Consider the following 15428-nt stretch of genomic DNA (forward strand, 5'->3'; position numbering starts at 1 on the left):
TCAAATCAATGTGTCATAAAACACCTTATATGCTCAACAAACACGTAACAATTCGAGCGGTAAAGGTAAATAAAAAATATGTATCTAAAATTGTCGTTTATGTAAAAAGATCATCAATTTGACTTTTATATAAAAAAAATCAGATTTATAGTGTACTGATTAAACCATTTAATACGTTATGCTGTCATAATAACAACGACAAGCGCATAGAGTTTTGTCATACTTTAAAATATTACGAAGATGAAAAATTTAAGGAATATAAAATATTGGGCATTGGGTTTGATCGGTGTTGCTTCTTTCACAAGTTGTACAACTTCCATGGCCCAAAGAGGGGGATACAACACAGGTTATAACAATTATAACAATTCCGGTGTTTCATTTCAGATGTTCTATGATGAGCTTTCACCATACGGACAATGGGTCAATGATCCGAACTATGGATATGTGTGGATTCCGGATGCTGGCCCTGACTTCCAACCTTATGCAACCAATGGGTATTGGTCGATGACGGATTATGGTAATACCTGGGTATCCAACTACGATTGGGGCTGGGCTCCTTTCCACTATGGTCGTTGGAATTACAATGACCGCTATGGCTGGGGTTGGGTTCCTGACTATGAATGGGGACCAGCATGGGTAAACTGGCGTCAAAGCAATGATTATTATGGCTGGGCTCCATTAGGTCCTGGCATGAATATCAATGTTTCTGTCAATATCCCCATGAACTTCTGGACCTTTGTTTCAGTCAATCATTTTATGAACCGAAACATGGATAGATATTATGTGAATCGTCGAAATTATAACAGCATCTATAATAGAACTACTGTTATCAACAATACGACTATCATCAACAATAATTACTATGTCGGTGGACCGCGTCGATCTGATATCGAACGTTATACAGGCAGAAGTGTTACGGTCAATCGGATTGCCAATGCGGACAGACCCGGATCTGCGCGCAGCAGCAACAGCCGTACGAGGACAAACGAAATCAGTATGTACCGTCCGACTGTAGACCGCAACACACGGTCATCGGCACGCCCGACCAATGTCGTCGATGCATCGACCCGCACACGTAATAATAATAGTGCGATATCGGACCGCAACAACCGTGTCATTTCCAATCGGGATAACATCAATTCCAGATCCGGAAACCGAGAGTTATATATAGACAATAGTGGTAATGCCTCGGTCAGATCACGTAATGATGCAAACAGCAACGGGTCTACACGTAGCTCTACTGACAATAACAGTAGAACAAGAGACAATGGAGCAACCAACAGAAATAATGTTGGAACAACGCCCAATTCAAATAATTACGATTTCAGAACACGATCCGACAGGCAGTCGAATCCAGCAAATAATAACAACCCTACTTCTACCGGTAGAACCAGACAAGGAAACACTGTTGACGCCAATTCTTCACGCGGTTCGCAGCCAACAACGACACCGCAAAGAAATGGAAACTATGAATCGGGTAACAGCAGAACCCGTTCTAGCCAGCCCGTATACCAACCTGCTCAACCGGTGCAAAATAGGAGTTATGAGACAAGCAACAGTAGAACGCGTTCTAGTCAGCCTGTAAATCAAGCTACCCAGCCAGTACAAAATAGAAGCTATGAGAACACCCGTACAAGGTCCTCGGCACCTGCGGTGGATAGATCAGGTTCGGCACATAGCGGTAACTCTTCAGCGCCAAGATCAAGATCATCTGAAGGCGCTAGCCGTTCAAGCGGCGGTTCTGAAAGAACACGTACACGATAATAATAGATTAAATTTAGGATAAAAAGCGGGTCAGTGAATCACTGACCCGCTTTTTTGTCATCCGGCCGCTTGTTGATTCTTCTTTATTCTCTTCTGACTTCGAGGAATTTCCTTTGCTCCCCTAATCATTCCATTAAAATTTCCGGTGCTATTTGCGTAGCCATTGAACCGCGAAAGTTTTATTTATGATGAACAATCCGCACAATTTCATGTTAATTAGTAAATTTACAAACTCAAACAAAAATCAGATTAATAAAGATGGCTTCATTCACCTCTATATTAGATAACGACTTTTATAAATTCACGATGCAGAATGCGGTAGTTAAGCTCTTTCCAAAGGCAAAAGCGCGCTACCACTTTATCAATCGGGGCCATCACAAGTTTCCGGAAGGGTTCGATGTCCTTTTGAAGGAGGCTGTAAACGAAATGGCAGACTTACGGCTTACCAAAGCTGAAAAAGCCTTTTTCGCGAGAAACTGCCCCTATATTGATCCAACCTATTTTGATTTTCTGCAAGGTTATCGTTATGATCCCGATGAAGTTAAGATCACACAGGATGGACCTGATCTAGAGGTTATCATCGAAGGGTACTGGTATCGCACTATTCTTTGGGAGGTACCGTTAATGTCACTTATCTGTGAGCTTTTCTATGAATCACAAGGCTTAATCCGTGCATCAGATGAAGGAGTCATCGCCACAGCTAAAGACAAAATTGAAAAATACAAAAAACTCCATATCACCATCGCTGATTTTGGCACCCGCAGAAGGCATTCTTATGAAGTTCACGATTTGGTTGTCCGTACATTAAAGCAATACGGAGAAAGAACCTTTATCGGAACCAGCAACGTTCATCTGGCCATGAAATATGAGACCAAACCCATCGGCACACATGCACACGAATGGTTTATGTTTCACGCCGCCAAATATGGCTATAAGATGGCTAACCTGCTGGGACTGGAACATTGGTCTGATGTATATCGGGGTGACCTTGGAATTGCGTTATCCGATACCTATACCACGGAAGTTTTCTTTCAGCAATTCGACAAAAAGCTCACCAAATTATTTGACGGTGTACGACACGACAGCGGCGACCCGTTGGAATTTACGGACAAGGTTATTGCACATTACAAGAAAAATGGCATAGATCCGCTGTCAAAGACAATTATATTTTCCGATGGGCTCGATTACGATAAAGTTGAGCGGATAGCGAATTATTGCGAAGGCAAGATATTACACTCCTTTGGTGTTGGCACCAACTTTACCAACGATGTGGGACTTAAACCTATGAACATCGTCATCAAAATGACCGATGCTCTCCCAGAAGACGACCAATGGACACCTGTCATCAAACTTTCGGATGAGCCAATGAAACACACTGGTGATGAAGATTCCATTTATATCGCAAAAAAAGTATTAATGATCGATAATGACAATGTTTAGAGACGTATATGGTGAGGCATTGGACGATTACTTTGTCCACCAGGAAGAAAAATTCCCATTAATGCTTTATACAAGTTATGGGGAAGAAGAAGAAATGCCCGTAGAAGTTTTTTTTAGGGATGCAGATGATTTTCCAGAACTGGAGTTTATCGCATTATCGCTCTGTGACGGACGGGTATTGGATGTAGGAGCGGGAGTAGGCAGTCATAGCTTGTATTTACAGGATAAGGGATTTGAGGTTGATGCATTGGAAATATCACCAACTGCCTGCCATATTATGCAACAACGCGGCGTACAAAATATCATCTGTCAAAATTTTTATCAATTTAACGGACAAAAGTATGATACGCTTCTATTTCTTATGAATGGTGTCGGTATTTCTCGTGACATTGCTGGTTTTAAACAGCTATTGCACCATAGTAAAGAACTCCTAACTGAAAAAGGGCAGCTTATTTTCGATTCTTCGGACATCACTTATCTCTACGAAGATTATAATATCAAAAAGCCGCCCTACTATTTTGGAGAGATCCAATATCAATATGAATATAAAGGACAAAGGGGGTTTCCCTTCAAATGGCTGTATTTAGATCAGGATAAACTGATCAACATATCCCATGAACTGGGCTGGGTAGTCCAGATTCTATATGAAGATGAAAATGATCAGTATTTGGTACGCATGGAACCGAAAAAATAACAGACCTATTTCAGAACTTTAGGCACAACTGAAAACACATCAAAAAAACCTTAACTACCGATAGGTAGTTAAGGTTTTTTGCATTTGTATGCTAAACCTGGTCAGCCCTATTTCAACACTTCATCTACTATTTTTGGGATCTAATATAGATATCACCCATAGAAGTCTTCAGGATCACATCCTGTCCGCCACCATTCATTTTTCCTTTAACAGTATTTGACATGTTGTAGGGACTACTTTTAGGTTCCTCAACAGGCTTTTCAAATTGAAATTCATCTGCCGCATAGATATTGCCCATTGAGGTCTTCATATCTACGTTGGCGCCGAATTTTGCCGGGAAGGCCACATCCACCGCACCCATTGCGGCAATGAGCGAAATAGGCCCTTTGACGGGCTGCACAAATTTGGCAACAACATCCCCCTGAGCAACCTTTACATTAATCGGTCCTGTTACATTGATCACCTTGACATCGCCCATCGTGCTGGAAATCTCCACTTCAGCTTTAACATCCTTTATCTCGATACCACCGCCATTAAAAAAACCGCCGCGGCCTTTTACGCTAATAGGAAGATTAAAAGGAACACGCACATGTACCGAATCCTCCATTGGCATGCCGACCATGCTGATTTCGGTCACGCCAGCATTATTCTGGATATTCATCCCCATTCCCGAATTATCGGACAAACCCGAACCGTTGACTACGCGTAAACCTTTAGCACGGTCGTTTTCTTCCTGCTCCTCTACATTCGCTGTAATTAAAACTTCTTTGCCATTATAGCCTTCGATAGCCACATTATCAAATTTTAGCAATAACTTCTCTCCTAAAGCAGGTACTTTAAACTCTTTCCAAACTTTCTTTCCACTATTTTCAACAGCACTTCGAATTGCTCTTAGTGGTCTGGGAGGTTTCGGCGGTACAGCCTCCTCCACATGCTCTGATATCTGAGCCTGCAATGCATGTGCAAAAATCAGCGCCATTCCCATGATGATTATTCTTATCCTTTTCATTTCCTTAATTTTATTGTTTCTTTATCTAATTTTTTTTAATCTCCTCCTGTATTCGCTGGCCCCGCCTATCCCATTTGTTTCATAGTCCTTATCGCTTTGTTCCCTTATTGATGCAGCAACACGGCATAGGCCTGCTCTTTCACAAACTTCAATGTAAAGGGATCTTCCACGATCGCATTCAGTTTATCCTTTGTGCTGTTTTTCATTTCCAGCTCATCTCGCTGCCCGATCATTTGCATCAATTCGACCTGCAATGTAGGGTCATTCTGTGCGACAAAAAAATCCTGAACTTTCTGTTGTCTGGCTTCCGGTGTCATTCCTTCCAATAAGGTCTCAATGGCTGCCATACGTACATTGCTGCTTTCATCAGAAACTGCCATTTTCTCCAGCACTCGTGTTGCATCGTCATTCAGATCTCCTTGTTTTTGTAGAGCAAGTATGGCTGCGAGACGTGTACTTGCCCAAGTGGAATCCTGAAGCATTTCCATATAATCCTGTTTTTTGACCGACCGATTCTTGTCCTGAACTGTTTTTTGTCCCTTCACTTTAGCCACACGATTTATTTTTTGAACATTTGACATTGTTTGTATGGTTCGAACCGGCTCCTTCTTTTCAATTTCTACAGAAACTCCCTGCTGTGCAGGTGTCATTGTTTCCGATGCATCCTTTTGGACAGAAACTGGTCTTCTATCTACTACTTTGGTCGCGTGATCTTCTTGCTGATTAAAAATCAGTAATGTAGCAGTACCTGCCAATAATGTCGCTGCTGCAATGCTTGCCCATCGCCATAATGGTTTAATTTTCTTTTCCTGTACCGGAGGAACTACCTGTGGTTTGATTTTATTCCATAAATCCGCAGAAGGTTCTCTATGGTCAAATGCATCCCGATTCGCATTTACAAAATCTTTCAAATTATCCCGCATAATTATACCTCTCCTTCAATTGTTCGTAAATTTTCTTTTTGGCACGATGATATTGACTCCTTACCGCTACGGCCGTCATTCCCAAAGACTCAGCAACTTCATCATGGCTCATATCTTCAAAAAGATAAAGATTGATAATCATTTTGGGTATCCCGCTCAACTGATCAATGACCGATTCCAGGTCAGTTAATCGGCATTCCCGCCATTCCTTTTCCAATAACTCATCTTCACCCTCGTCCCGGATTTCCAGATCATCAATCGGTGTGTGATATTGCTTATTCTTCCGTAAAAGAGAGATCGCTTTATTCACCCCCATCCGCCGCAACCAAGCCTCAACATTTAGTACCGCATGCCACTTATCGGATTTTGAGAAAAACTCCACAAAAGTCTCCTGTAAAATATCCTCGCTCTCCTCCTGATTGGACAAAATCCGATAGATCGAGTTAAAAATCTTCTTCGCATAGCGATGATAAAGCTGTGCAAACCCTGATTCGTTACCGGACTGGCACATCGCTAATAAGTCTCTATCGCTAAGTTGATTCTGCACGTGTACTATTTAATACTGTTAATTTTCTATGTTTCTATTCTATAGTCGGAAAGCGTTGAAAAATGTTGCAATATAATTTTATTTTTTTTCTAAAATAAATAACAAAGCACTCGTAAACCGCAATAAACAACTTTTTTCACTGTTTTTAAGCAATAAAAAAAACACCCAAAGAATACCTTGGGTGCTTGCATTAACAAAAAATACTTTATGAAGTTTTATGAGATCTTCAATAAGCCAGTGTTATATTATTTTATTTTTAGATAGGTTTCAATAATGGTATGTTTTACACCAAGTTCAGGCAAGTTCTCCTCCCCCCTTTGAATAAGTGTATCCCCCTTAAATTCCAATTCGAAATCGAACTTATTGCTTTCCCAATCGCGCAGACTACAGTATTGTAGCCGTTCTTGGTAATTTTTACCGTCAAATGAATAAGTCCCCCCACCAGCAAGAAAATGAGGCTCTTTCCCTTTACCTTTTTCCTTGTCGTGGTTGAAAAACGAAAAATGATCTTCATTAAACATTTTAAACATTTCGGTTTTACTGGTATCCGCGAATGCAGTCACTGTATCCTTCCCTTTGATTGTTTTACTTTCCAGGAGTCTGTAAGTCCCGGTCAATGATTTGGCTTTTGCAGCCTTATTTTCCTTCTGTTGTTCACCAGCATTATTGCAGGAAAAGACCATGCATGGCATAACCGCAATTAGCAAAATTTGATTTTTTAGGTTCATAGTAATTTATAAGAGGTTTAAAGAGGCCAAACTACGAAAGTTCAGCCTCAAAAAAAACAAACCATTGTGATTATTTGTCCCACCAGACCCGACCTGCAAGATTATCACCGCCGGGTACTGCCGCAGCTGCTGCTTTAAAATTTTCGCCATTGATAGCCTCTTCCGTAGAAGGATATGGAAAACGACGTGGAATAGTTCCTGAAGTGGCGTTTCCAGGGTAGTTTACTGGCGTCAGTTTTGGAAACCCTGTCCGTCTCCAGTTGGCCCAAGTTTCATAAAAATCCAGCATGGTAATCGTATGTGCCCAATACTGCATATTGATCTGTTCCAAGCCCTTGCTCGCATCATAAGGATTCGCAACAGCAAATGCCTCTGCTAATGCATCCGAAACAGCTAGTTCTGGATCATATTGATTCAAATAAGTAATAGAGGCCTTCAGTCCATTTTTGTAATGTTCAGCAGCCGAACCTCCACCCCCCCAACGCTCTGCGGCTTCAGCCTTCAACAACTCTGTCTCGGCATATGTCAGTATAAATGTCACACCATTTCTCTTGATCATCTTCGGATTCGGTGATGAATAATCAGGGAATGTGGTGAAACTTGGGTCACTGCTAATTTTATACTTAGGATCAGAGCTCAAATCCTTTCCATTAGGCATTCCTTTTTGAACCGCGGGATTACTTACATAATCCGGATTCTGTGCCTTAACATCGTCTTTTAAATATAATTTAGTCACAGCCACTAAACCTAAACGAGGATCATTATTTTTCTTTAGAAAATCAATAAATGTATTTGACCACTTCACATAATAGCATTCTTGTCCTCCATCCCCTAATAGTACCTGTGAATTTCTATTCTGTGTTACACGCGAACCACTTTCATCGTGTGAGATGTAAGCGTTTTCAGTATTATTAGTCAATGTATTTGCTACAGCTTTGGTCGCATATTGTTTTGCTTTGGTCTCATCTACTTTCACTAGGCGCATTGCCAGGCGCAGCAAAAAAGAATTTCCAAAACGTTTCCATTTATCAATATTCCCTTTGTAAATAACATCTCCAAAAACATTGTCCCCATCTGTCTTCAATGCTGCTACAGCTTCATCAACTTCCTTTAGCAAATCATTGTAGATATCCTGTTGTTTATCAAACTTGGGTTTATAAATTTTCTCATAGTACCCAACACCAGCTTCCGAATATGGTACATCGCCATAAAGGTCAGTTAGTCTTGCAAAAATAACAGCGCGCCAAATTCTTGCTATCTGATATAAATTATTTAATTCGGGTTTACCTTTTGTATTCATCACCACATCCTGAATATTCCGCACCTGCTCAATATACGCTCCTACAGTTCCATTTCCCCAATAAGCTGCTGTGTAACCTTCATTTAGCAAATATTTATCGCCTGCCCAATAGCTAATTACTGTAGATAACCCCTGCATCATAGTGGCTGAATAAATCAAATTTCCACGCCAGGTATCATAGGCGAAGTCAAAACTGCCTGTATAGAATAATTGGGATGAAGATAAAGTATAATTAGGATCCCATTTTTCTTTATCATAAGCTATGGGGTCCGTATTTATTTTTTCAAAATCCTTGGTACAACTACCTGTCAAACAAATAAGACCAACAGCTAACGTAGATATAATTGGTTTAATTATTGCTTTCATTTCAATTTAGATTTAAAATTTAACACTTAAGTTTGCTCCAAATGTGCGTATGGCTGGCACACCTCCCAATTCAAGACCGGGGAAAGTTGCATTGTAACTTGATTCTGGATCAATATTATCGGTTTTACGCATCAATGTAAAGAGATTCCGTCCTACAACACTTACATTTAAGGATTTTATTTTATTATTAAACATTGCTGTTGGGAAGGTATAACCGATGATTAGTTGTCTAAATTTTATAAAGTCGGCACTGTTGACAAAGTTTTTCGAAACGTTGTTCGCCGTATTTTCATAATATTTCGCCGCTGCCCTTCCTATCTCTTCGCGTCTTTCCACCGTATTTTGATGTAGTCCCCAGATATATCCATAATAATCGGTTGCTGAGAATAATTTTCCTCCCCATTTACCATCAATAAGGAAAGACAGATTGAAATTTTTATAATTAAATTCGTTGTTCCAACCCGCAAACCATTTATTCATTGCTGATCCATAGGATTTAAGTTCTCCGCGTGCCGGCGACCCGTCTTCCAGTGTTACTATCTTACCTTCACTATCGTATTTATTATCGTAGGCCATCACCTGAAATGCAGACATACCCACTTTGTTCATAATAAATCCAACGTTAGAACGTGAAGTTGCCACGAGTAGGTCTTTTAAGCCATCTGCCAACGATATAATTTTGTTGTCATTGTAAGAACCATTTATCGAAGACACCCATTTGAAACTCTCCGATTTCACGACGGTCGCTGAAATCAGTGCCTCAAAACCCTTGTTTTGCATTTCCCCAGAATTCAATACAGCCGCAACATATCCTGTTGCGGGGGTTGTTGTATTAGATATAATTTCATCTTTTGATTTCTTATTATACCAAGTCAAATCCACATTTAAGCGATCATTCAACAAACGAAGTTCAGCACCTACTTCCAATTCACTCGCAATAGAGGCTTTTAGGGAAGTATTTGGAATCCCTCTGTTGCTAATTGATCCCAAGGGAGCTCCATTTAAATTCTCGCCTCTAAAATTATAAGTTAACATTGTCTGATAGGGATCAGTGGCCTGTCCCACCTGAGCGAAACCCGCCCTCAATTTACCGTAAGACAACCAAGATGGTTTAAAATACTCCGAAAATATGAATGAACCTGAAACTGAAGGATAAACCGAATTCAATTTATTATCGTAACCCGGTGTTGCCAAGGTGGAATACCAATCCGAGCGCAAGCTACCTGTCAGATAAAACACATCTTTATAGGCAAACTCCGCTGTACCATATGCAGACTGAGTTTCCGACTCGCTTTCCAGGTAATTAACAGATTTATTTTTGGCATTTAATATATTATAAACGAACGGGATAATAAAATCGGTTCCTGAGTTCGTTAACTGCGACATTTTTGTATTGCGATAGCTGGCACCGATATTCGGTGTTACTGTATAATCACCAAAACTAAAAGCTTTGCCCACTAAGATATCCGCATTTATATCGGCAAATTTTGTTTGTTGTTCATTTATTTTTCCATACTCATAATAGGCTGTTCCGGTAGGCAAAACATTTCTGTAGTGATCATTATAAGCATCACGACCAGCACGTCCTTGGATAAATAGTCCATTTTCAAGCGTATATTTCGCCGTCAAAGAAGCAATTGAACGATCTCTTTTTGTGTTATTCTGAAACTCGTAAGCCGCAAACCAAGGATTGGTTGCATAGGTATTACCTGTTGTAAACGGAAGCTCAAACCCATTTTCTTTCTTCCATGGTTTTAAATCGTTCACATTGATGCTTGTTGGCAAAAACATTGCGTTAAAATTGGCATTACCTGACATGTCGGACACCATGGGTCTGTTTTTCACTTGCTCCAAGATCATATTGTAACGCGCATCAATGGTCAACCTTTTCAATGGTTCAAACAAACCGACCAGATTAAATGATTGTCGATCCAATCCCGAATTAGGAACAACAGATTTATTTTTTACATCCGTACCAGAGAAACGGATCGAACCACCTTCGAATGTTTTATTTAATGCCAAGGTATTTGTCCATGTAGAACCTGTACGATAAAAACGTCCCAGATTACCTGATTGATAGGAATAAGGTCGCGATACACCGTCAAACTGGGGCACTGGACTGCCGTCCAATTTCGCTCCCCAACTAGAGCCCCCAACTTGTGCTGCGGCCTTACCATCGGCAGGTTTTTCACCGTTTGCCCCCTGACCATATACCGTCTGCCAGTTCGTTTGATCGATAATTTTCTCAGCGACATAGTTGCTGTTAAAATCTATTGAATTTCCTTTTCCGGATTTGGTCGTAATCAAAATAACACCTGCTTTAGCCCGTGAACCATATAATGCTGAAGCCGCAGCGCCTTTTAATACCGAAATACTTTCGATATCGTCAGGATTGATATTACTGATTGCGTCTCCCAGATCCGGTGCGTTGTCCCATTGGCTACCCGAGTTTCCTCTGGAATTAGCATTTCCAACACCAACAGGCTTGCTTTCCATTGGAATACCATTGATCACGTATAAAGGTTGATTAGACTGTGAGATACTGGAAACCCCGCGTATTGTTACATTCGATGCAGCGCCTGCCCCACCTGAAGTTGAGCTAATATCCAGACCAGCAACTTTTCCGACAAGTGAATTCATCACATTATTTTCACGCGCTGTGGTTAGGGATTCCCCAGCAACCTGTGTAACGGAGTACCCTAGTGAACGTTTTTCCTTTTTCATCCCCAAAGCAGTCACCACCACCTCATTTAACATCCGATTGTCTTCGATTAAGATGATTTTCATATCACCGTCCTTTGTCACGGCCACTTCTTGCGATGCATAGCCCGCAAAAGAAACAATCAACGTATTACCTGTAGTCGCTTCGATGGAAAATCGCCCATTGATATCGGTCGCCCGTCCGACAGCAGTTCCTTTAACACGAACACTGGCTCCTGCTAATGGATTCCCTTTGTCGTCTGTTACTAAACCCGAAACGGAAACCTGTTGCTGCTGACTCACCACAACAAGGCCTTCTTTTGATACCGAATATACCAGTCCACTTTTATTGAAAAGCTTCGCCAGAACGTCCAATACTTTCGTATTATTGACATTGACGGATACTTCTTTATTTAAATTTTCGTTGGTCGAATTATAAACAAAGTAATAATCACTTTGCTCTTCGATCAGCTTAAGTACCTTGCTCAGTTTTGTCTTTTGGACATCCAAGGAAACTTTTTGTTGGGAAAATACAGATGCTGAGACATTGATTACAGCACACGTAGTCATAATTAAGGCTAGTTTCATCCGGATAATGAATCTAAAATGCACAATATATCCATTGCGCATTTGCAATAAGCAATTTTTAATCATATTTTAGTGTTGGTTAAAATTAATATTAAGCAGCACGCCCCAATGTTGCTGCTTTTGGTTAATCATTTTTTCAATGAAGGATGGTGTTGGTCCACCATCCTTTTTATTTTTCTGAGATAGTTATTTTTTTCCCATATAATTCAAATTTAAAAGGTTCGACTTTTTGTAAAGCACTCAGTACCTGAGTAATGTTTTCTTTGCTAAAGGTTGCCGTGAAGCGATATTGCTTTAACTGGTCACTTTGAAGCTGAATATCCACGTCATACCAACGCTCCAGCGTGCGCCGTAAAGTTTCGAAATCTTGGTCCACAATTTCTAATCTATTTTCCTTCCAGGCGATATCAGGTATTTCGGTGGCATCTGACTCCACTACGGGGATATTTTCGATGGCAATTTCCTTAATGGGCAACTTACTTAGGGTTGGTTTATCTCCCTGAGATGAATTAACTAAAAGCGCAGCCTGATTTTTGAATATCGTAATTTTTTGATTTGGCTTAATGACAACGGAATTCTCGCGCTGCCCTTTGCTTTTCATCTCAATAGATCCCTCTACCAATACGGCTTCGGCTGTTGGTTCTTCGGGATAACTTTTCACATTGAAGGTTGTTCCCAAAACTTTGATATCAAAATCAGAAGCCTGCACCATAAATGGTTTTTCTTTATTCTTCGCGACCTGAAAATAGCCTTCACCAACTAATTTCACGAGGCGCAATTCATGGTTAAAATCCGAAGATACCTCCAATTTACTCGCAGAGTTTAAAGTGACAGTACTACCGTCAATTAACTCAAAAGTCTTTTTCTCACCCTTCTGTGTCTGGTAAACCTGACCAATATCGGTCAGCTCCTGAGGGACAATATCTCGTGTCGGAACTGTATAATACCATATTCCGCCCGCCACTAAAGCGACGAATACCGCAGCAATAGCAGCCCATCTTTGCCATGCTATTCGACGGATAGGTGAAGATTCAATGGGAGCATTTTGAAGATCAGTTTTCAATCTTTCCAACTGCTCATGGACGGATTTTCGGTTTCCGACCAATATTTGGTAAAGACGTTTTGCTTTTAAGATCATTTCAGCCTGCTCGGGATGATTTAAGCTGTATTGTTGCCAGTAAAGGATACAGTTTTTATCCTCTCCGGAGCAATACTTCTGAAAAGTATCGTCAATCAAAAAATCCTCTAACTGTTTATAATCTTTTTGGCTCATTCTAATGGGTATTTAACCTATAGTGCCCTGAAAGCAGTTTTTTTCCTAAGAAAAAAATGAAATATTTTATAACAACCTCATTATAAGTATTTTATTTTTCAGAAAAACTACACTAAAACCAGCAAAATTCAATCCGACAATCCTTTAATGCTTTACATCTGTCAACCCCCGTAGGCGATCGTATTAAATATCCTTTAGTTCCTCCCGCAAGATTTTCAATGCATCATAAAGCGTATTGTAAGCGGTTTTGACAGACATCTGCGTGATTTCTGAGATCTTCTCATAAGAATAGCCTTCAAAAAACTTCAGATTGACCAATTGTTTCTGGCGAAAAGACAGCTTCTCCAATGCTTCTTTTAAACGGATCTGAATAATCTCATTGGTTTGTACTTTGATCACAAATTCTTCGTAAGGCATCTCGATCCATTCATCCTCTGCTTTGACGTTTTGAAGTGCCGTATTAATTTTATGCTGCTTTTCGATCAGACGAAGAATACGTCTTTTTAGAAAGGTAATAAGATAGGACTGTACGTTTTCAACGCGTTCAAGCTGTGCCCTTGTTTCCCAGATCTTGACAAAAACCTGATCAGTTGCTTCACTTGCCAGGTCGCTGTCACCACAGGTGCGGATTCCAAAATTAACAAGCTCCTGATAGAGTGCCGCATAAAGATCAAAAAATGCTCCCTCGTCACCCGTACGAATACGCTCCCACAACAGGCGGTACCCCATTTTATTTCTCATAACAAAGCATATAATCCGTATTAAAGCTAATATAAGTCCTTATTTCCAAAAGTATAAACTTAATCCGTAAAAGGAAAAAGTTTTTATCTTTAGGTATAGTTATCTGTATGTGGTCTGAGATTATAATTACCTTATTTATCTGTATTGTATTGAACTTCTATGTGTTGAAGTGGCTTAAAGACCATCGGAAGATGCGTCCAAAAGGTATTTTAGCTTATTTAATCACACCAATACTTTACTTATGTATCCGTTTATTAATGATAAAATGGGTATTTTTGACGCTCTTTGCTTTGGCATGGATCGCTATCATTATCTTTTTGCTCCGTAAGACTATCATCTATTTTACACCGCAAAAATTTCGTTCCGAAAAAGAAGAGATCATAGATACCGAAATTGTTGATCCCAAAATTGACGAAAACAGTGTGGTTTCGCTGAATCCGAAAGACGCTGAACAACCAGCAGCTCTTTCCAAGTTCCAAACAACGTCTTCACAGTCCATAAATAAAACAGACCAAGATCAAGGTTCACGACAACCCAATCTAGTCGCCCCTTCCAATATTTCTGCTGTCGAAATGACGGAAATTCCAGATGAACGCCATAAGAAAGACCGAAAGCTTTTATTGTTACAGCGTATCTCTTTCTATGCGACGATTTATAATCTTATTTACTGTCTTTTTCTTCTGATCCGAAAAGCTTATTTGCAGACAGACCAAGATGACAATATTATTGGACTTTTTGGCACCTTTCAAATCAACAGTATTGTTTGCCTCGTTATTACAGCGATCATCTGCAAATTATTTGATACATTAAATAAACTGACCAACCTGATCCAGCTCGAAAAAAATGGGTACAGACTATTTCTTTTCATCATACTTGGAACGGTATCCTTTTTCTATTTCCGGAAAGATTTTATCGTATTAGAATCATTAATCATGCAATCTTATACCAATCAGAGTATCTTTTTTCTTATTGGCACAGTAACCTTTCTACTCAGCCAGCTTGCCTTTATGACGATAGATTATCCCAGTTTCATCCAATATCAATTTTCAAGAAAAAGGGACTTAAGAGTCATTATCATACTCAACCTATTTCTGTTAGTTTTAGTGATGATTATTTGTGAGGTTCTATTAAAGGGACATGAAAACAGTTTCGATAGTAGTCATCTTTTCACGCTATATCCTACCGTATTGCTATTTTTTCTGGAACGAAAAAATTACATTCAGGCTAAAAACTATGTCAATCGTGTGGATCTATAATCGTAAATTAGCGGTTTCAAAATCTTATAGGGCACAACTGAGCTCCGGTACTGAAAATTATACATTAAACAATCAGGGCCTTAGCGTCCAACAAGTAAA

General features: G+C 39.9%; 12 protein-coding genes. 4 read left to right on the top strand and 8 right to left on the bottom strand.

The features are described from left to right. Positions 1-240: 240 nt before the first annotated feature. The 3 genes from B4G94_RS12295 to B4G94_RS12305 all read left to right on the top strand — a co-directional run bounded on the left by B4G94_RS12295 (position 241) and on the right by B4G94_RS12305 (position 3898). Complete coding sequence (locus B4G94_RS12295; protein WP_286859157.1) at positions 241-1764, top strand: DUF6600 domain-containing protein; 1524 nt, start codon at positions 241-243, stop codon at positions 1762-1764. Positions 1765-2022: 258 nt separating this feature from the next. Next, on the top strand, positions 2023-3204 hold the full coding sequence (gene pncB, locus B4G94_RS12300; RefSeq protein ID WP_108635698.1) for a nicotinate phosphoribosyltransferase: 1182 nt from the start codon (positions 2023-2025) through the stop codon (positions 3202-3204). Continuing rightward, positions 3197-3898, top strand: a complete 702-nt coding sequence (locus tag B4G94_RS12305) for a class I SAM-dependent methyltransferase (RefSeq protein WP_108635697.1) — start codon at positions 3197-3199, stop codon at positions 3896-3898. The genes pncB and B4G94_RS12305 overlap by 8 nt, the downstream gene beginning before the upstream one ends. 127 nt (positions 3899-4025) lie before the next feature. Here the strand turns inward: B4G94_RS12305 and B4G94_RS12310 are convergent, their stop codons facing one another. The 8 genes from B4G94_RS12310 to B4G94_RS12345 all read right to left on the bottom strand — a co-directional run bounded on the left by B4G94_RS12310 (position 4026) and on the right by B4G94_RS12345 (position 14073). Next, on the bottom strand, positions 4026-4907 hold the full coding sequence (locus tag B4G94_RS12310; RefSeq protein WP_286859161.1) for a DUF4097 family beta strand repeat-containing protein: 882 nt from the start codon (positions 4905-4907) through the stop codon (positions 4026-4028). 104 nt (positions 4908-5011) lie between these two features. Then, on the bottom strand, positions 5012-5830 hold the full coding sequence (locus tag B4G94_RS12315; RefSeq protein WP_286859162.1) for a HEAT repeat domain-containing protein: 819 nt from the start codon (positions 5828-5830) through the stop codon (positions 5012-5014). After that, positions 5820-6377 carry an RNA polymerase sigma factor gene (locus B4G94_RS12320; protein WP_146191107.1) on the bottom strand — a complete coding sequence of 186 codons (558 nt, stop codon included), beginning with the start codon at positions 6375-6377 and terminating at the stop codon, positions 5820-5822. Before B4G94_RS12320 ends, B4G94_RS12315 begins: the two co-directional genes overlap by 11 nt. 245 nt (positions 6378-6622) lie before the next feature. Next, positions 6623-7105: a hypothetical protein gene (locus B4G94_RS12325; RefSeq protein WP_286859164.1), complete on the bottom strand. Its 483-nt coding sequence runs from the start codon at positions 7103-7105 to the stop codon at positions 6623-6625. A 70-nt stretch (positions 7106-7175) separates the two neighbouring features. Further along, positions 7176-8771 (bottom strand): SusD/RagB family nutrient-binding outer membrane lipoprotein, encoded by a 1596-nt coding sequence (locus B4G94_RS12330; RefSeq protein WP_286859166.1) that lies wholly within the window; start codon positions 8769-8771, stop codon positions 7176-7178. Positions 8772-8783: 12 nt separating this feature from the next. Then, complete coding sequence (locus B4G94_RS12335) at positions 8784-12041, bottom strand: SusC/RagA family TonB-linked outer membrane protein (protein WP_241254799.1); 3258 nt, start codon at positions 12039-12041, stop codon at positions 8784-8786. Between the two features lie 187 nt (positions 12042-12228). Then, positions 12229-13332, bottom strand: a complete 1104-nt coding sequence (locus B4G94_RS12340; RefSeq protein WP_286859168.1) for a FecR family protein — start codon at positions 13330-13332, stop codon at positions 12229-12231. A gap of 183 nt (positions 13333-13515) precedes the next feature. Beyond that, complete coding sequence (locus B4G94_RS12345) at positions 13516-14073, bottom strand: RNA polymerase sigma factor (RefSeq protein WP_165308461.1); 558 nt, start codon at positions 14071-14073, stop codon at positions 13516-13518. A 107-nt stretch (positions 14074-14180) separates the two neighbouring features. Here B4G94_RS12345 and B4G94_RS12350 point away from each other — a divergent pair, with 107 nt between their 5' ends. Then, positions 14181-15329: a hypothetical protein gene (locus B4G94_RS12350; RefSeq protein WP_286859170.1), complete on the top strand. Its 1149-nt coding sequence runs from the start codon at positions 14181-14183 to the stop codon at positions 15327-15329. Positions 15330-15428 lie beyond the last annotated feature (99 nt).

The sequence above is a fragment of the Sphingobacterium sp. UBA7625 genome, from assembly GCF_002484085.1.
GTDB lineage: Bacteria > Bacteroidota > Bacteroidia > Sphingobacteriales > Sphingobacteriaceae > Sphingobacterium > Sphingobacterium athyrii.